The sequence below is a fragment of the Campylobacter sp. JMF_11 EL3 genome, assembly GCF_027736965.1.
GTDB lineage: Bacteria > Campylobacterota > Campylobacteria > Campylobacterales > Campylobacteraceae > Campylobacter_B.
This window is the reverse complement of sequence record NZ_JAOVTJ010000003.1, coordinates 132106-150404: the sequence shown is the minus strand read 5'-3', so window position 1 is coordinate 150404 and position 18299 is coordinate 132106. Positions and strand designations below refer to the sequence as shown.

Genomic DNA, 18299 nt, shown 5'->3' with positions numbered 1-18299 from the left:
TCCTTTGAAATTTGAAATTCAAGGCGCATTATAATATAATGCAAAATTAATTTCTGTTGTTATAACAACAAAAAGGCAAAATTTATGAATTTATCCAAAACCATACTTTTTAACGGCATAAGCGAAGATGAGATTGCAGATTTGCTCCCTTGCTTGGAAGCACAAAGGGCGAAATTCGCCAAAGATGAGATAATCTTTCGCTGTGGGGACACCACTGCAAAAATCGGGCTCGTGCTAAGCGGGAGCGTAGATATTGTCGTAAATTTCTTGCGTGGAAATAGCAATATTTTTGGGCGTATTACCAGAGGCGATATATTTGGCGCAAACTACGCCATAAGCGCAAAACCCCTAGAATGCGATGTCGTAAGCGCAGAGCCAAGTGAAATTTTATTTTTAAATTTGCGCAAAATTCTAACTTCTTGTGCCAAAAATTGCCCCTATCATCACAAAATCATCTATAATCTGTTTAAAATTTCAAGCAACAAAAACCTAAATCTCTCAGCCCGTATGATGCACACTGCGCCCAAGACTATACGAGAGAGATTGCTTTCTTATTTTGGTGAGCAAGCACTCAAAAACGCAAGCACCAGCTTTTGTGTGCCGTTTTCTAGGCAGGGGCTGGCTGATTATCTAGGCGTTGATCGAAGCGCTATGTCAAACGAACTTAGCAAAATGGCGAAAGACGGGCTAATAAGCTATGATAAAAACGAATTTCGCCTGAATTTTGATATTTGAAATTTTTTAAAATTTGCAAAATTTTGCGTTAAATTTTGCAAATTTAACGCAATTCAATCAAAAAGTCCCCGCTCATCGGGGCTGGTTTAGTATCCCAAAGCCGATTTTGCGCGCACGCTCATAATGCGCCCTTTGGCTGCGCTTAAATTTGCCCCGTAATAATCCACGCTTTTTTCGCTTTCGCAGCCTAAAAACACTGCGCCTAGTATCGCTAATGCGCAAAAATTTATAAATTTTATAATTTGCCTTTTAAATTAATTTTGAGAAAGACATTATAATATTTTTATGCAAAATTTAAAACTATTCTAAAATTTTTCGTTTTCCATGAAGCGTTTTAAAACGACTTTTATTTGCGTCGTAAAATTCGCCGGAAATATCATTATACGGCTCATTGAGTGATGATTTTATCCCCATAATGCCACTTATGAAATTAAATATCAAATCATTTGTAAAATACTCGTTTGCATTGGCTTTGATTTGTGCGAATTTTTGCGAATTCTCGCCTATCCAATCATCGCTAAAATACGCAAAAAACGGGATTTGCGCCATATCCATAGTAAAATTTGAGCTATCATGCTGATAAAGCATATCCTCGCCGTGATCAGCGCAATACACAAGCGCCTTGAAATTTGGCATTTTGCTCACTTTTTCATAGATTTTTTGCACAATAAAATCATTATAAATTACCGCATTGTCGTATTTTGATTCAAATTTTGCGAAATTTTTTGGATACCTTGCTTCATATTTCCAATGTGCGCCCATAAGGTGCAAGATAAGAAGCGTTTTATCCCCGAATTTCATCTCATCGATTTTTGGCAAAATTTTCTCATCATAAGGCTCTTCTGGGCGATGAAATCTATCTGTGCCTAGTGCAGTGAGCCAAAATTTTTGATTTGCGCTAGCAAAAAGCATAGAAAGTGGCGAGCCATAAATGCCGTGTTTTGCTTGATTTGAGATATATATAGTTTCAAAATTTGCCATTTTTGCCAGTTCTATTAGGCTAATAGCCTTTTCTTGCGGGATTTCATTGTATTGATTTCGCGCTGTCATAAACTGATAAAGCACATGAATTGTAAAGCTGTGATTTGAAAAGGCATTTGTGAAAAATACCGAGTTGCCTTGCTTTGCAAATTCGCGCAAAAATGGCGTAGTATCGTGCTTGTAACCATACACACTCATGTGATTTTTGTTTTGGCTTTCGCCGATGACAAGGACATAAAGAGCCTTTTCGTCGCTAAATTTTAAATTTTTTACGCTGTTAATTCGCTCACTTTCGTTTTGGCTAAATTTGTCTAGGCTTTGCAAAAATTCGCTTGCTTTATCTAGCGATATAGCGTAAATTTGCATTTTTCTAAAATTAAATTTAGTAAAAATATCAAATGCCAAAAGCGCGCATATAGCTACCTTTAATACTGCGCCGAAATCAAATTTAACGAAATTTAATCGCTCAAATTTAGAAAAAATGACAAAATACGACAAAATAAAAAAAGCAATGATTAAGGGCAAATAAAGGTTAAATTTCGTGTTTAGGTATTCTATGGCTTCGCCTGGTTCGCTTTGGAGTATCGCTATAAGCGAGTATTCGTTAAAAACTCCGCCTGTTTGCGAAAAATACACCAGATAAAATACACTAGGAATTATCATCAAAACAAAGAGCAAAATTCGTGCTATTTTGAATTTAATCAATCTAAAAACTATAAGTAAAACAAAAGCCAAAATAGCAAAAAAGGCGAAATTTAGACTAGGACTACGATTTATTAGCAAAGAAGGTGTGGTAAAATTTAAAAACAGCGGAATGCTTATGAGTAAAAAGATAAAGCAAAATTTCTTAAAAAACGCCCTTTCATCGCGCCAAAGCCCCCCCCCAATGGCGATGAAAGCACTCACAAAAATCATATCTATAAAGAAAAATTTAACTATATTTATTGCGACTGGCATACCCTTAGCTAGGACATACGCAAGTGATACAAATAGCATATACGAAAGCGCAAAAAGCACGAAAAAATTAAGTGAATTTACTCGTAAATTTATAAAATTTAAATCTTTCAATCTCCCTCCTTTTACCAAAATTACAATATTTCGCCGTGTGTAACTTACAAAATACTATTTATTAAATTTATTCGGATTTTAAATTCAATCAAAAAGTCCCTGTTCATCGGGGCTGGTTTCGTATCCTAGGGCTGATTTTGCGCGCACACTCATAATACGCCCTTTGGCTGTCTTTTCGATATAGCCGTTTGCGAGTAAATACGGCTCGATGACATCTTCGATCGTGCCCTCGTCCTCGCTAAGTGCCGCTGCGATGGTGCTTAGCCCCATGGCTCTCTTGCCCGCTTCGCCCAAAATCGCAAGGTATCGCAAATCCATCTCATCAAATCCAAGCTCATTGACCCCAAGCGCGTCCAAACCCTCGTTCGCGCGCTCTTTGGTGATGATTTTCTCATCTTTGACCTCGGCAAAATCGCGAATTCGCTTCAAAAGCCGAAGCGCAATGCGTGGCGTGCCACGGCTACGGCGCGCGATCTCTAAGCTAGCGTCTTTTTCGCACTCTTTTTCGAGTTTGATTGAGGCGATTTTTACGATTTTAGCTAGCTCTTCGGTGGTATAAAACTGCAAGCGAAACTGCATACCAAAGCGATCTCGCAAAGGCGCAGAAATCATGCCTGCGCGCGTGGTCGCACCGATGAGTGTAAAGTGCGGAATATCGATTTTAATGGTTTGCGCCGCTGGGCCTGAGCCGATGATGATATCAAGGCGGAAATCCTCCATCGCAGAATACAGCACCTCTTCGATCGCTGGGGAGAGGCGGTGAATTTCATCGATAAAAAGCACATCGCCCTCTTCGAGATTTGTCAAAATCGCGGCCAAATCGCCACTTTTTTCTATCATTGGAGCGGCGGTTACTTTGATATTAGCTCCCATTTGCGAGGCGATAATGTGCGCAAGCGTGGTCTTGCCAAGCCCTGGTGGTCCATAAAACAGCACATGATCTAGGCACTCGGCGCGCTTTTTGGCGGCCGTGATTGCTATGTTTAGGTTCGATTTGATTTTTTCTTGCCCGATATAATCCTCGAAATTCGCCGGTCTTAGCGAAATTTCCGACGCTTCATCTAGTTTTAATTTTTCTATTTCTACGATTCTGTCCATGATTTTCTCAAATTTAAAAATTTAATAATCCATTTCTTTTAAAAGGGCGTTTTTATTCCATAAAATACTACCACGACTTAGTTTATAGTTCGCTTTTTTCCAAACTACGCCCTCTGTATAGTAGCCAGTTTTGCGCCTATATCTAAGTGTCCTATAATCCACGCCTAAAAACTTCCCAGCTTCTTTATCGCCCTTAATCCAATCCGATTTACTTTCGTTTAAAACCTTTTTTCTTACACCTTTGCTAATTGCTTCATTAAAAATTACTTTAAATTCGCTACTATTAGCAAATTCCATAAAAGCTTCTTTGCAAATATCATAAATTTGTTGTTTTAACAGCGTTCTATCTAAAACTAAAAATTTCTCATTTTGAGAATTTTTTGTAGGTTTTAAATGCGTTTGTATTCCATTTACAACATTTTTTTTTAATTTTGGTTCTATACCCAATGATTTAAAAAGAGCTAATCTATATTTTTCTACATGCTTTTCGTTTAAATGCTTTGCCTGCATAAAATCTTTGTATTGAAAAGTATGAGGAGAAATTTTCCAACTTTTATCAAAATACTTTACATAAAGATAATCGCTTCTACCATCATCTATTATTTCAAAACCCTCATAATTTTGTAAAATTTCATACATCAAATCTAAAAAATTATATTCCATAATCAATTGCTCCAATAATACTAAAACATTATTTCAAATACTCAAATTCTTCGCTTGGGAAAATGCCCGATTTTACATCGTTGGCGTAGTTTTTCACAGCTTCTCGCGCGAGTTCGGCGCCGTTTAGATAGCGTTTTACAAATTTTGGCTTAAATTCGTCAAAAAACCCTAGCATATCGCTCCACACTAGCACCTGTCCGTCGCACGACCCTGCGCCGATACCGATAACAGGGACATTTGCGACGCTCATTACTTCGTTAGCCACGCCCAGAACTGTGCCTTCGAGCAGAAGCAAAACTGCACCAGCGTCTTGCACGGCTTTTGCATCATCAATAAGCGAATTTAGGGCATTTTTCTCGCGACCGCTTACCTTGTAACCACCTTGAAAGCGAGAAAGTTGCGGGCGCAGCCCTATGTGGCTCATCACGGCAATGCCGTTTTTGCTTAAAAGCTCGACGGTAGCAGCAAAATCCTTTCCGCCTTCGATTTTAACGGCGTCGCAACCTGTTTTTTCATAGACTTTGGCGCAGTTTTTAAGGGCAAGCTGGGGCGTAGCGCACGAACAAAACGGCATATCCACGACCAAATACGGGTGCGTTAGACCGCGCCTAACAGCTCTTGCGTGATAAATCATCTCATCGACACTTATGCCGATAGTCTCAGCGTGTCCGCCAAAGCTCATATTTAGGCTATCGCCTACTAAAACCATATCGACTTCGTTATCAAAAATTTTTGCAAAAAGTGCGTCGTATGCTGTGATCATAACGATTTTTTCGCTGTTTTCTTTCATTTTATAAAGGTCATTTATAGTGATTTTTGCCATATTTAATCCTTAAAAATTTTTTGCGATTATAGCCTAAATTTGGCAAATTTAACCCAAATTTGACAATATAAAATTTTTGAAGTAAAATGTGCGACTTCCTTTTGGGGGTGACTTGGCTTCGACAGAAATGGATTGGTCAAGGTGGCATGCCGCTTCGGATATAGCGTATAAAATCCAAATTAAAATTAAACGCAAATAACAAAAATTTTGCTCCTGCTTACGCAAAAGTAGCGTAATCGCAGTCGAGCCCTGCACTGCGCCCATACTATCTAAGCGCGGTAGCGGGTAATCCTAGATAGCGTAGTTTCGCGCTCTGACGAGGCGCGGGGCGAAATTTAGTCTTTGCTTTGGCGAGTTGTTTTGGAAAGTGAGCAAGCCGGGGCGAGAATTTCACTTTTGCTAAGCATGTAGAGGCTTTGGTCGTTTGTTTTTGGACTGCGGTTCGATCCCGCACACCTCCACCATTTAAGTTTTTTTTAAGTTATTTTCATAAAATTTACAAAATTTCACAAATTTAAAGGCAAAACATGGCTAGGATTTTCATCACAGGCGATACACACGGCGGCTGGGGCGGATTTAGCGACGAAATGAAAAGGTTTGAAAAGTTTAGATACAAAACTGAAAAAGAGCTTTGCAAAGATGATTTTCTCATTATCGCAGGAGATTTTGGCTTTATTTGGGAGAGCAAACCAGATAAAGATGAAATTCGTTGGCTAAAATACCTTAATGAGCGAAATTACACGACACTTTTTATAGACGGCAACCACGAAAATTTCAATCGCTTAAATTCGTATGAAATTAGCGAATTTCACGGCGGAAAAGTGCATAAAATAAGCGAAAGCGTGTATCATCTTATGCGGGGGCAGGTTTATGAGCTTGCAGGGCACAAAGTCCTTAGTATGGGCGGTGCGGCGAGTATAGACAGGGAGTATCGCACGCAAAACATATCGTGGTGGGAGGGCGAAAATATCAGCGAGGCTGAGCTAAACGAGGCTTACAAAAACCTAGCCAAGCACGATTTTAGCGTGGATTTGGTGCTTTCGCACACTGCGCCGAATTCTATTGCGCCAAAGGTGCTAGCCCTAAATGAGTTTGCGCTAGATTTCCACGATCCAAACGGCGATTTGTTAGAAGAAATTTATCGCAAAATCAAATTTAAAAAGTGGTTTTTCGGACACTTTCACGAAGAACTTTTCTGCGTAAATAGCCAGTTTGTCACACTTTGGCACGATATAGTGGAGCTGAAATTTGAGGGCGAGAAAATCAAGCATTTGTGCGTGATTTAACCTCGCTTCGCAAGTTATAAATTAATCCATAACAAATAACAACAATTCATTTTTACAAATCCACCACAAAATAAAAAAGCCAAATTCACCAAAAATGGCAAATTTGGCTTATAGGCAAAATTTAAATTTCGAAATTTTAATCCACTGCCTTTAAATTATCAGCGATTACAAAGGCAAGTTCGAGCGCTTGATCTGCGTTTAGGCGCGGATCGCACTGGGTTTCGTAGCGCTCTTTTAGCGTCTCTTCTGTCACATTAAACGCCCCGCCTGTGCATTCTGTGACATCTTGGCCTGTCATTTCTAGGTGGATTCCGCCAGCTTTCGTCCCCTCAGCCTTGTGGATTTCAAAGAAGCTTTGAACCTCTTTTAAAATCATATCGAACTCGCGCGTTTTGTAATTGCCCGCTTTGACGGTGTTTCCGTGCATAGGATCGATACTGTATAAAATTTCCCTGCCCTCGCTTTTTAGCTCGCGCAGTATTTTTGGCAGCCTATCGCCGATTTTATCCGCGCCCATACGGATAATGATATTTAGCCTGCCAGCCTCGTTTTCTGGATTTAGCGCATCAGCTAAGCGCAAAATATCCTGCGCACTAGCGTTTGGTCCGATTTTTACGCCGATAGGGTTTTTGATCCCGCTCATAAAATGCACATGCGCATCACCAACTCCCCTAGTGCGCTCGCCTATCCAAACCATGTGCGCCGAGCAGTCATACCAATCCCCGCTCGTGCTGTCTATGCGCGTAAGGCACTCTTCGTAATTTAGCAAAAGTGCCTCGTGCGAAGTGTAAAATTTCGTCTCATTTAGCATTGGCGCACTTTGCGTATTTATGCCGCATGCGTCCATAAATTTCAGCGCATTTGAGATAGAATCGCTTAGGGCGTTGAATTTCGCCTGCAACTCAGCCCTTTTCAAAAAGCCCAAATTCCACTTATGCACCTCGTGCAGGTTGGCTAGACCACCGCGTGAAAACGCACGCAAAAGGTTCATCGTAGCCGCACTTTGGTGATATGCCTCGATCATACGCTCTGGATTTGGCACGCGCGCAGCTTCATTAAACTCAAAGCCATTTATGATATCGCCACGATAGCTAGGAAGCTTCACACCGCCGACCTCTTCGTAATCGCTACTGCGAGGTTTGGCAAACTGACCTGCTAGGCGTCCGACCTTTACGATAGGCTTACCAGCGGCGAAGGTCATTACAATCGCCATTTGGAGCATTACCTTAAACATATCGCGGATATTGTTTGCGCTAAAATTTGCAAAACTCTCAGCACAATCTCCACCTTGAAGCAAAAACGCCTCGCCCCTTGTGGCTCTGGCAAGATCGCTTTTTAAAGATCTGACCTCGCCAGCAAAAACTAGTGGCGGGAAGTTATAAAGCCTTTCTTTGACGGCCTCGACTGCGCCCATATCAGGGTATGTGGGCTGCTGTAAGATATTGAAATTTTTCCAAGACGATCTATCCCAACTCATAAATTCTCCTTTTTTTGGTTTTAAAAATTTTGCCATTATACCTAAATATGACTAAATTTCATTTCAAAAATATAAATTTACTCCTAAATTTCACGCCAAAAATAAGCAGTTATTAATCAATTAAATTTTAAAATGCAAGCCTTTTAAATCAATCACAAATTTAAGGAATTTTATGAAAGACGACCGCACAAAAGGGCTAATAATTGCGTTTTTGACCTTTTTTATGTGGGGTGTTTTTCCGATTTATTTCAAATTTATCCAAGATGTAGATGCCACACAAATTTTAGCGCACAGAATTTTTTGGTCCTTTGTTTTGCTTTTTTTATTTTTGTTTTTTACAAAAAAGCTAAAAAATATCTCGCTTTTGTTATCAGATCGCAAAAAGGCATTAGCACTTCTTTGCACAGGCTGTTTGATTAGCATAAATTGGGGCATTTTTATCTGGGCGGTAAATTTGGGCGATATTTTATCCACGAGTCTAGGGTATTTCATAAATCCCCTATTATCGGTGCTTTTAGGCGCAATTTTTCTAAAAGAACGGCTAAGCCTAGCAGGAAGGATTTCGCTATTTTTGGCGTTTTTGGCGATCTGCGTGCAAATTTACGCACTTGGCAGACTGCCATTTGTATCGCTAATTTTGCCGACAAGTTTCGCATTTTACGGATTAATTCGCAAAAAAATCGCCGTACCTAGCTTCGAGGGGCTGTTTTGCGAGACCACGCTCATGCTCCCGCTTGCGTGCGCGTATTTGGGGTTTTGTGCGTATTCTGGCACTAGCGCATTTGGGGCGCATAGCACCAGCGCACTGCTCGCATTTAGCGGAGTTATCACGGTTTTACCACTAATTACTTTTGCGATTTCGACTGTGTATCTGCCACTTTCTACAATCGGATTTATGCAGTATCTTAGCCCCTCGATGAGCATGCTAATCGCTGTGTTTTTATACGGCGAGGAGCTTAGTTTTTACAAAATTTTCAGCTTTTCGCTCATTTGGCTAGGGCTTGCGATAGTGGGATTTGATAGCTTAAAAAGGAGGAAAAATGGTTAATATAACGCTGATTTTGGCGGTTTTTTTGATAGTAGGTTTTATCGTTTATTCGCAGGTAATGCGCGTAGCCTCACGCGCCGATATGATAGAGGAAGTGCCAAATAACGCCAAATATCTGAGCTTTTGCGACATACTTGATAGCGAAATTTTAGCTTTGCAAAATTTAGAGCTAAAAGACGAGAGCCAAAGGGACGAAGCACTCGATGAAATCGCAAATCTTAGCAAGGAATTAGTCTTTATCCAAACCATGCACAAAAATAATCAAAGCCCCGAAATTTGGGAGGAAAAGCTCTTTAAATTTTTGCAAAAATGCGAGGGTGTGATTTTAAAATACGCCAAAGATGGCGAAAAAATCGCCGATAATTGGCGCGAAAAACTAGGAAGTGAGTTTGCGAAATTAGTCTAAATTTAGAAATTTAGACTAATTTTGACTTTGCAAATTTTCAAGTGCGCTAAAAATCGCAAGCGCATTTTCTTGCGTGGCTTTAAAATCCGCGATTTTGGCTAAATTTTCCTCGAAAATTTGCGCAATCTGCGCGCTAAAATCTGAGTAAATTTTATCCACAAACGAGCTAGACCCTACGAAGTCATTTTCGAACTCATAGTAATGAAGTCCCCCTAAAACCGCCTTTTCAAAGTCCTCATAAGATGGATAAAAAAGCTGATAAAGTCCCGGTTCTTCCTCGTAATCGCTGATTGATTTCGCGATTTTGTTTGCGATGAAATTCGCGCTTAGGGTTACGGCGTTTGTGTAGTTTGAGGCGATTTTTATCATAATTTGCTCGAAAAACAGCGCGATTTTTTGACAGATTTGAAAAACAGCTCTCTCGCCGTCTTTTAAAAACAGCCCATAGACTTCGCTTGCGATTTTAGCGATGTTTGAAGCCTCTATGATAGAGGCTAAATCGCTTTGGCGCTCGTAGTTTTCAAACCTACCTTTAAATAGCAAAATTTCCCTCTCAAACCCCGCATAAATGCGCTCTATCGCCTCGCTCATGGCGTTTTGCGTTTTGACTAGCTCGCCTTTGAAACGGCGAAAAATCACATTTAGCCTATCGTCGTTGTAAATCAGCTTCGAAAGCGCGGCGTCGGTGTTGAAATACGGCGCCTCGTAGGCTACCTTTTCGTATCCCTTCGAGGTTTGCGTGCCAAAAAAGCTCTTTTTCGTCTGCGTCGCGCTCACGAAATACTCGTTTTGCTTCGAGCTTAGGGCTTCTTGCATGGTTTTAGCGATAAATTTCGAGGTCTCTTTAATCGAAGCGTAAATTTTGCTAAATTCCTCTTTGTAAATTTCGCGCTCGCTGGCGCAAAATTCGGCGATTTTATCTTTGTTTGAAGCGATAATATTTTCTAAAATTTTATGTATTTCCAAATACCCTGCCCGCTCGTTTTTAAGCTCGGCAAGTATGAAATTTAGCCTAGATTTTGCAAAGCTAATGCGGTTTTTATCAAGCCCGTCTAAAAACTCTCTAACCTCGCTAAACCCGCTGTTTTGGCTATCGCCAGCTTTTTCTAGCTTTGATGAGATTGGCACGATAGAAGCGAAATTTGCACCAAAAATCGTTTTGGCGTAATTATGCACACGCTCGATTTCTTCGGCGCCAAGCCTATCTTTTTGGCTTAAAATCGCAATGGAGTTTTTGCTTAAAAATTTTGGCAAAAGCGAAATTTGAGCTGTTTCGCTCTTTCTAGCGGCGTTGTCGATGAGTGAAATCCAAAGCACACCAAAAACCTCGTCGAAAATCTCCAATGTCTCCCTAGTATCGGCGTTCGAGCGCGAATTTAACCCTGGGGTGTCGATGAAATTTATCTTTTTCAAAAGCTCGTGCGGCAAAAACATATTTATGTTTTTGATATCTTTTAGCTCCCGCCTTTGATCGACGAAATCCGAAATTTGCGAGCTTTCTAAGGTTTGGGTGTAGCCGTTTTTATACGCTACGCTCATCATTTCATAAGGGGCGTATTTAATGTGAGTGGCCTTGGCAGTAACCGGCACGACGCCAGTTGGCAAAACTTCGCTAGAAAGCAAGGTGTTTAAAAATGTCGATTTACCGCTGCTAAACTGCCCTACAACCGCGATTTTAAGAGGCTCAGACTCGACGAGCAAAATTTCATCTAAAACCTTGCTTAAATGCGCGCTAGGGTGCAGACTCGGGTCTTTTAGCTCGCTCACAGCCCTGCTCATATCGCCCCAAAATCCCTGCTTCGTGCTGGGTAAAAATTTCGCCCTATACTCGCTGATAAATTCCCTTAGCATTGCTCGATCCTTTTAATTAATCCATTTACCAAATTTATTTTTTCTCGCACCAATCGCGCGTTTTTGGCGATTTGCTCAGCGTTTTCATCGCCTGCTTTAAGCGCGCTTTCAAGCTCGCTTTGGCGCAAATCTAGGCTAGATTTTTTGCTAGCAAAAAGGGCTAGGATATTTTCTTTAAACTCTGCGGTGCAGGTTTTGGCGATATTTTCGAAGCTAGATTTTAAATTTAGCTTGGCGAAAAACTCGCTAAATAGCGCGTCAAAACTCGCTGATAATGCGCCAAAATCGCTGTTTTTGCGCACGATTTCACGCAGGCTTTCGTTAAATTTAGCGAAATTTGGCTGGGCGAAATTTTCGTCCATGTATTTTTTCGTGTCAAATTTAAGCGAATTTACCTCGCTAAAATCGCTTCCTAAAAGCTCTTTGATATCAGAAATATCGCGCGAAATCTTTTGCGAAAACGAGCGGAAAATGTCCGTGATGACATCTTTGACGCCAGAGTTTGCGATGACTTCTAGCCTAGAAAAATCGATCTGTTTTTTATTTTTTTTCGAGTAATTTATGTCGGTTAAAACCCTGTCTTTAATCGTCAAAATCGCTGATTTTAGCGGCGCAAAAAGCGTGCTATCATCGTAGCTAAGCTTGCTAATCGCGCCGGTTAAATCGTTTTTTAGCTTAGCTAAATTTGCATTTAGCGCGCTAATTTCGGCGTTTATATTCTCGCATTTTTGGGTTAGTTCGCTTTTATTCGCGCTAAAATCGGCGTTTTGCTCCTGCAAATCAGCCAAATACGCCTCGCAAATCAGTGATAACTCTTTTTTGTATGAGGATAAAATTTCATCTGCTTTGGCTGAATTTTCGCCGAAAAATCGCTCGAAAAGATGAGATTTCAACTCGCCAATGCCCCGTCCGCTGTGGCTGTCTATGCAAAAATAGCTCACATTTTCTATCAGCCCCTCATCGAACCCAAACGCCCCAAGCTCCTCGCAAATGCTAGCCCTAGCGTATCTAAGTGCGTCGATTAGCTCGGTCTGGCTAAGCAAATCAGCGTGAGTTAAGACGACAATTAGCGAGTTATTTTTCGAGCTTTTTAGGGTGCTTGCGATAAAGCTCATATCCTTTTTGGTCGAGCTTTGAGAGGCGTTCATTAGGTGGATTATCGCGTCGCTTGAAAACATAAAGTTTTTCGTCAGCTCCTCGCGCAAAACCACGCTATCGTCCAGACCTGGGGTATCGACGACGGTGATTTTATCGCTTAGAAAATCGCTTTTTATACCAAGTTCGATAAATTTGATAAATTTTGAAATTTCATACTTGGCAGAGGTGAATTCTTGCAGTTTTTCTGGCTCGATTATGGCTTCGCTTTGGTTTTGAAATTTCGAGCGAAATTCCTGCGCAAAACCCAAAATTTCAAGCTCCTCATCATCGTAGAATTTGACCTTAGCATAAGGCTTATCGCTACCTTTAAGAAGCGTTAAATTCGCCGTTTCAGGGATATTTGAAGTCCCTAAAATATCAAATCCCAAAAGGCGATTTAGCATGCTGGATTTCCCAGCGTTGATTACGCCAGTAACCGAGAGTGTGAAATTCGCATCTTTGGCGTTTGATTTGGCGGCGTTTGTGCGCTCAAAGAGTGAATTTTCAAATTCGCTCGCGCAAACGAGAAAACCTGCGCCTGGGTTTGTATCTGAATTTTCGCTCGCATTTTCGCTCGCATTTTCGCTCGCATTTTCGCTCGCATTTTCGCTCGCATTTTCGCTCGCATTTTCGCTCGCATTTTCGCTCGCATTTTCGCTCGCGCTAGTATCCGAACTCGCACTCAAATTTGCGCCTAAATTTGCACCCGTGCCAGTGTCTGTGCCTGAAACCAAATTTGCAAGTTCATCTTCGCTTTTGGCGCTCAAAAGTGCTTTTAGCTCATCGCTAATAATATCCAAACTCTCTAATTTGCCGTAAAATGCGAAATTTGTGGGCGAATTTGAGGCTTCGTTTTCGCTCAAATCGCTTTGAAGTTGAAGCAAAAATTTTGAAATTTCATCATACTCGCTTTTGCTAATAATTCCTTCTTTGCTTAAATTTTCAACCATCATCAAAACGCTTAATTTGGAAATTTTAAGCTTGCAAATCGCGTTGATTGCGCCGATTTGCAGGGACTGAATCGCATAGATTCCAATCTCTTCACCAAGCTCTTTTAAAATTTCTCTAAAACTTTGCAACGATTTAAATTTTTCGAAATTTTGCGAATTTGTGCATAGCATAAGCGCAGCGATATCACTAGGCATAGTGCGAGTTAGGCTCTCATCGATAAAAAGCCTCTTTGAACCCCAAATTTTACTCATAAAATTATTCATAAACTACCTTTTTTGGGTTGAAATGGTTAGAAATTTGATAAGTTTTGCAATAAAATTTCAAAATTTTATAAAAGTAGAAAGACGCCTGCAAAAATTTTGCAAGCGTCATAGGATTATTTGCCTTTTGCAGCAAGTTTTCTACGCATATAAGCAATGCGAGATTGTAATGGAAGGTGTTTAGGGCAGTTGTCTTCGCAACCTAGCAAACTCATACAACCAAACACGCCGTCATCATCGCCGATTAACTCGTAGAAATCATCGTCTGTTCTGTTATCAAGAGCGTCGATTTTAAATCTAGCTACGCGGTTGATACCAACAGCACCGATAAAATCCTCTCTCATAATCGCAGTTCCGCATGCTGCCACGCAGATACCGCACTCGATACAACGATCTAGCTCGAAAACCTCTTGTGCTACTTCTGGTTCGACTTTTTCCTCTAATTTAGAGATGTCAGTTACATGGTCAGTGTGGATCCAGCTCTCGACTCTCTTACTCATCGCGTTCATCCAGTTACCTGTATCTACGCTCAAATCTTTTAGTAATTTGAATACAGGAAGTGGCATAAGCTCGATAACGCCCTCTGGATAGTCTTTTGTCAGTGTGCGGCAAGCAAGTGCTGGCTTACCATTGACTAACATACCGCAGCTACCGCAAATACCAGCACGACATACGAAGTCGAAGCTTAGCTCTGGGTCAAATTTTTCGCGGATGACATTAAGTGCGATAAATAGTGTCATACCATCTGTTTCTTCAAGCTCATAAGTCGCAAAGTGAGGTTTAGAAACCTTGCTTAGCGGATTAAATTTAAACGCTTTAATTGTGATTTTTCTACTCATATCCTATACCTGCTCTTTCATTTGGTGCTTTATATTTTGGTTGCAACTCATAATGCATTAGTGCTTCTTGGATTTCATAGCGTCCTCTGCCTTCTGATTCCATTTTTGCTCTAATGTCATCAACTTCTTTTTGGCGTTTAGCACTATCTGGGTGCTCGATAATATTACCCTTAGCGCCATAACCACGGAACGCTGGTGGGATTTCCATTTTCATAATATCTAGTGGCTCGTAAGTTAGAGTTGGCAATGTATCGCCGTCTTTCCAAGTCGCTAGTGTGCGTTTTAGCCAGTTTGCGTCATCGCGTTTTGTGAAGTCTTCGCGGTAGTGAGCGCCACGGCTCTCTGTGCGATCTAGTGCGCCTTTTGCAACGCAAAGTGCAAGTTTAAGCATCATAGGAACACGATAAGCCTCTTCTAGCTCTGGGTTTCCAAATAGCTCTTTGTTTGAAATTTTAACATTTGTTGATTCTTTGTAAAGCTCTTCTAGCTCTTTTACAGCTTTTGCCAAGCCCTCGCCTGTGCGGAAAATCGCAACATGTTCCCACATGATATCTTTCATTTTGTTTTTGATCTCAAATACATTGTATTTGCCATCTTTATCAAGTAGGCTTTGTAGGTAAACTTGTGATTTATTTACAAATTTTTCAATTGAAGTTGTTTTGATATCGATTTCGTGGCTTGCGCAGAAATCTGCGAAGTAATCACCTACAATCATACCAGCGACAACTGTCTCAGAAACTGAGTTTCCACCCAAGCGGTTGAATCCGTGCATATCCCAGCATGCAGCCTCACCAGCTGAGAATAGACCTGCTAGTGTTGGACTTTCGCCTGTTGCTTTTGTTTTGATTCCACCCATTGAGTAGTGTTGCATTGGAAGGATTGGAGCCCAACCTTTGCCTCTTTTGCGACCATTTTCATCTGTGTAAGTCTCTGTATCAGCAGGATCGATACCGTTGAAAATTTGGCAAATTTCTTGAACATCGCGAAGGTTTTTCTCGATATGCTCGCGACCCAAGATAGAAATATCAAGCCAAACATGGTATCCATAAGGGCTAGGAACGCCTTTACCATTTCTGATGTGTTCCATAATACGGCGTGAAACAACATCGCGGCTAGCTAGTTCTTTTTTCTCTGGTTCATAATCAGGCATAAAGCGATATCCATCGACATCACGCAAGATACCACCATCACCACGGCAACCCTCAGTTAGCAAGATACCACTTGGAACGATTGGAGTTGGGTGGAATTGAACTGCTTCCATATTTCCTAATTGAGCTACGCCTGTTTCTAGTGCGATAGCGGCACCAGTTCCCTCACAAACAACAGCGTTTGTTGTGTGGCGATATACACGACCATAACCACCAGTTGCGATTAGTGTGCCTTTTGCAACATAAGCTGTAAGCTCGCCAGTTACTAAATCGCGAACAATCGCGCCATAACAGCGGTTGTTTTCGTGGATTAGAGCGATTGCTTCTTTTCTATCGTGGATATCGACATTGTGTTTTAATGCCTCGTTTGCAACAGCAAAAAGCATAGTGTGACCAGTAGCGTCAGCTGTGTAGCAAGTTCTCCATTTTTTTGTTCCACCAAAGTCACGGCTGTGAATTAGACCATGAACTTCTTCTTTTTCTTCGATTGTTGTTTTTTGAGCGTTGATAATCGCGCTTCTTTTACCTTTTGTGATACGAGTCCATGGAACGCCCCACGCAGCTAGCTCACGAATAGCTTTTGGAGCTGTTTGAGCAAACATTCTAGCTACATCTTGATCGCAACCCCAGTCGCTACCTTTTACGGTATCAGCGAAATGCACATCTTCATTATCGCCTTCACTCATTTTAGAATTACCAAGACTTGCTTGCATACCACCTTGTGCTGCTGCTGAGTGCGAGCGTTTAACAGGAATAAGGCTTAAAACTACTGTGCTAAGCCCTTTTTCGCCAGCAGCTACCGCAGCGCGTAGGCCTGCAAGCCCACCACCGATAACTAATGCATCATAATATTTAACATTCATATTTCAATTCCCTATTTTATAAATTTACACCGATTTTGATAAATGCAGCCAAAGATAAAAGACCTAAAATTAAGAAGAAAGCTGAAACAATCCATTTTAATTTTTTAAGTTTTTTACGACTTTCTTTTGCATCAGGACCTTCGAAAATACCCCATTTAACGCATAGTCTGTATAAACCAATGCTACCGTGAAGTTCAACAGCGAAAAGCAATACTAGGTAGAACAACCACATAAAATGGCTTACTACACGAGCACCTGACATATCACCTGAAATTTTATCAGAGTTTGTGATGATGAAAATAAGGTGTGCAGCACCCAAGAAGAACATAATAAAGCCAGTGATTGCTTGAACCCACCAAAGTGAAGTATCTTCGTGTTTGAAGCGTTTCATGTGAGCACGATATGATTGCCATTGGCGGAAATTGATTGGCATTTTTCTCATACCTAGCGCAGCGTGAATAAAGAAAATGATAAATACAGCAAGAGCTAAGAAAGATGTAATATAGCTCATAGAAGGGCTGTCGCTCAAAAATCTTAATTCTAAGAATTCAACAACTTTGGTAAAAAAGTCTCCACCGAACAATACAGTAGAAACAAACATCATATGCACCCACATAAATAGACCCAAAATTCCACCACTGATACTTTGGATTAAGTCTAGGCGCGCTGGCATACGGCTTTTTGTGCGATCCGTGCGGATACCTAAGAAGCCTTCAATTTGCTCGCTCATGAGCTCTCCTTATAGAAAATTAGTTAGTTAAATTACTAACAATTTGTAAATTTAACTTTAACAGGACATTATAGTATTTTTTAACTTTAAGTAAAGTTAATTACGCCCTATTAGTTGAAATTTCAAAGAAATTTTTAATATAACGCCCGCCAAAAACATAACGAGCGATAAAATTTGCCCCATTGAAAACCCAGCGATTACAAACCCAATCCCAGCGTCTGGTTCTCTGAAAAATTCACTCACAAAGCGCATAAATGTGTATAAAATAGCGTAGTTGCAAATCAGTTCGCCGTCGAATTTCTTAAATTTCCTGCTAAAAAATAAAATCACAAAAATCAAAATTCCTTCGAGCAAACCTTCGTAAATTTGGCTAGGGTGGCGAAGCACACCATCTACGAAAATCCCCCAGCTCACATCGGTTGCGCGCCCGATTAGCTCTTGGTTTAAAAAATTCCCAATCCGCCCGAAAAAATACCCAAGCGGCACGCTGAGCGCGACAAGATCGAGTAGTGCCCACTGGTTTTGGGCGTGGCGGCGACAAAACACTATTGTGGCGATGATAAATCCAACCACCGCCCCATGGTAACTCATACCGCGAATTCCGATAAATTCGCCATTATAAAAGGGGTTGAAAATTTGCCACGGGTGAGTGAAATACCACAGCGCCTCGCCTGAATAAATCGCGATATATCCGAGTCTAGCGCCCAAAATCACGCCGATTTCGACCCAGATGAAATAATTATCTAGCACCGCACTGCTAAATTTCAGCCCGTCGCGCTTAGCAATCCATTTGGCCATAAAGAGTGCGATTAGCAGCGCCAAAACATACATTATGCCATACCAATGCACGCTAAAACCGGCGACGCTAAACGCAACTGGGTCAAATTTTTCGTAAATGTGGTTCCAAAACTCCAACTCTCGCCCCTAATTAAATT

General features: G+C 40.9%; 14 protein-coding genes, 1 other RNA gene and 1 pseudogene. 5 read left to right on the top strand and 11 right to left on the bottom strand.

Annotated elements, in window-relative coordinates; translation table 11 throughout:
* The first annotated feature begins 84 nt into the window (after positions 1-84).
* Entirely contained in the window at positions 85-735 is a 651-nt protein-coding gene (locus OFN67_RS05810; RefSeq protein ID WP_270868696.1) for a Crp/Fnr family transcriptional regulator, read from the top strand.
* Between the two features lie 300 nt (positions 736-1035).
* Here the strand turns inward: OFN67_RS05810 and OFN67_RS05805 are convergent, their stop codons facing one another.
* The 4 genes from OFN67_RS05805 to panB form a co-directional block, all read right to left on the bottom strand.
* A complete protein-coding gene (locus tag OFN67_RS05805; RefSeq protein WP_270868697.1) occupies positions 1036-2784 on the bottom strand; it encodes a phosphoethanolamine transferase in 1749 nt (582 codons plus the stop codon).
* Between the two features lie 84 nt (positions 2785-2868).
* Positions 2869-3882 carry a Holliday junction branch migration DNA helicase RuvB gene (gene ruvB / locus OFN67_RS05800; RefSeq protein WP_270868698.1) on the bottom strand — a complete coding sequence of 338 codons (1014 nt, stop codon included), beginning with the start codon at positions 3880-3882 and terminating at the stop codon, positions 2869-2871.
* Positions 3883-3903: 21 nt separating this feature from the next.
* A complete protein-coding gene (locus OFN67_RS05795) occupies positions 3904-4545 on the bottom strand; it encodes a hypothetical protein (RefSeq protein WP_270868699.1) in 642 nt (213 codons plus the stop codon).
* A 28-nt stretch (positions 4546-4573) separates the two neighbouring features.
* A complete protein-coding gene (gene panB, locus OFN67_RS05790; RefSeq protein WP_270868700.1) occupies positions 4574-5368 on the bottom strand; it encodes a 3-methyl-2-oxobutanoate hydroxymethyltransferase in 795 nt (264 codons plus the stop codon).
* 103 nt (positions 5369-5471) lie between these two features.
* Here panB and ssrA point away from each other — a divergent pair.
* Together ssrA and OFN67_RS05780 are read left to right on the top strand one after the other, a co-directional pair.
* Positions 5472-5832: a transfer-messenger RNA gene (gene ssrA, locus OFN67_RS05785) on the top strand.
* 63 nt (positions 5833-5895) lie between these two features.
* Complete coding sequence (locus OFN67_RS05780; protein WP_270868701.1) at positions 5896-6654, top strand: metallophosphoesterase family protein; 759 nt, start codon at positions 5896-5898, stop codon at positions 6652-6654.
* A 136-nt stretch (positions 6655-6790) separates the two neighbouring features.
* Here OFN67_RS05780 and OFN67_RS05775 read toward each other — a convergent pair whose 3' ends face one another.
* The gene (locus tag OFN67_RS05775; protein WP_270868702.1) at positions 6791-8131 is read right to left on the bottom strand and encodes a class II 3-deoxy-7-phosphoheptulonate synthase; all 1341 of its coding nucleotides are present in this window, start codon (positions 8129-8131) and stop codon (positions 6791-6793) included.
* 172 nt (positions 8132-8303) lie between these two features.
* Between OFN67_RS05775 and rarD the strand changes: the two genes are divergently transcribed.
* Both rarD and OFN67_RS05765 read left to right on the top strand, forming a co-directional pair.
* Positions 8304-9179 (top strand): EamA family transporter RarD, encoded by an 876-nt coding sequence (gene rarD / locus OFN67_RS05770; protein WP_270868703.1) that lies wholly within the window; start codon positions 8304-8306, stop codon positions 9177-9179.
* Positions 9172-9585, top strand: a complete 414-nt coding sequence (locus OFN67_RS05765) for a hypothetical protein (RefSeq protein WP_270868704.1) — start codon at positions 9172-9174, stop codon at positions 9583-9585. The genes rarD and OFN67_RS05765 overlap by 8 nt, the downstream gene beginning before the upstream one ends.
* Positions 9586-9600: 15 nt before the next feature.
* Here the strand turns inward: OFN67_RS05765 and OFN67_RS05760 are convergent, their stop codons facing one another.
* From OFN67_RS05760 to lgt, 6 genes and pseudogenes are all read right to left on the bottom strand, one after another.
* Complete coding sequence (locus OFN67_RS05760; RefSeq protein ID WP_270868705.1) at positions 9601-11436, bottom strand: dynamin family protein; 1836 nt, start codon at positions 11434-11436, stop codon at positions 9601-9603.
* Positions 11430-13787, bottom strand: coding sequence for a dynamin family protein (locus OFN67_RS05755; RefSeq protein ID WP_270868706.1), 2358 nt, complete (start codon positions 13785-13787; stop codon positions 11430-11432). Before OFN67_RS05755 ends, OFN67_RS05760 begins: the two co-directional genes overlap by 7 nt.
* A gap of 113 nt (positions 13788-13900) precedes the next feature.
* The gene (locus tag OFN67_RS05750; RefSeq protein ID WP_270858184.1) at positions 13901-14623 is read right to left on the bottom strand and encodes a fumarate reductase iron-sulfur subunit; all 723 of its coding nucleotides are present in this window, start codon (positions 14621-14623) and stop codon (positions 13901-13903) included.
* A complete protein-coding gene (locus OFN67_RS05745; RefSeq protein ID WP_270868707.1) occupies positions 14616-16634 on the bottom strand; it encodes a fumarate reductase flavoprotein subunit in 2019 nt (672 codons plus the stop codon). Before OFN67_RS05745 ends, OFN67_RS05750 begins: the two co-directional genes overlap by 8 nt.
* Before the next feature lie 28 nt (positions 16635-16662).
* Positions 16663-17364: pseudogene (locus OFN67_RS05740) on the bottom strand (fumarate reductase cytochrome b subunit); the annotation flags it as partial.
* Positions 17365-17460: 96 nt separating this feature from the next.
* Positions 17461-18279, bottom strand: a complete 819-nt coding sequence (gene lgt, locus OFN67_RS05735) for a prolipoprotein diacylglyceryl transferase (RefSeq protein WP_270861977.1) — start codon at positions 18277-18279, stop codon at positions 17461-17463.
* Positions 18280-18299: the final 20 nt, after the last annotated feature.

Bases quoted from the DNA above. Each gene is read 5' to 3' on its own strand.
- OFN67_RS05810 (WP_270868696.1), top strand. From the start codon at position 85: ATGAATTTATCCAAAACCATACTTTTTAACGGCATAAGCGAAGATGAG.
- ruvB (WP_270868698.1), bottom strand. From the start codon at position 3,882: ATGGACAGAATCGTAGAAATAGAAAAATTAAAACTAGATGAAGCGTCG.
- OFN67_RS05795 (WP_270868699.1), bottom strand. From the start codon at position 4,545: ATGGAATATAATTTTTTAGATTTGATGTATGAAATTTTACAAAATTAT.
- panB (WP_270868700.1), bottom strand. From the start codon at position 5,368: ATGGCAAAAATCACTATAAATGACCTTTATAAAATGAAAGAAAACAGC.
- OFN67_RS05780 (WP_270868701.1), top strand. From the start codon at position 5,896: ATGGCTAGGATTTTCATCACAGGCGATACACACGGCGGCTGGGGCGGA.
- OFN67_RS05775 (WP_270868702.1), bottom strand. From the start codon at position 8,131: ATGAGTTGGGATAGATCGTCTTGGAAAAATTTCAATATCTTACAGCAG.
- rarD (WP_270868703.1), top strand. From the start codon at position 8,304: ATGAAAGACGACCGCACAAAAGGGCTAATAATTGCGTTTTTGACCTTT.
- OFN67_RS05765 (WP_270868704.1), top strand. From the start codon at position 9,172: ATGGTTAATATAACGCTGATTTTGGCGGTTTTTTTGATAGTAGGTTTT.
- OFN67_RS05760 (WP_270868705.1), bottom strand. From the start codon at position 11,436: ATGCTAAGGGAATTTATCAGCGAGTATAGGGCGAAATTTTTACCCAGC.
- OFN67_RS05755 (WP_270868706.1), bottom strand. From the start codon at position 13,787: ATGAATAATTTTATGAGTAAAATTTGGGGTTCAAAGAGGCTTTTTATC.
- OFN67_RS05750 (WP_270858184.1), bottom strand. From the start codon at position 14,623: ATGAGTAGAAAAATCACAATTAAAGCGTTTAAATTTAATCCGCTAAGC.
- OFN67_RS05745 (WP_270868707.1), bottom strand. From the start codon at position 16,634: ATGAATGTTAAATATTATGATGCATTAGTTATCGGTGGTGGGCTTGCA.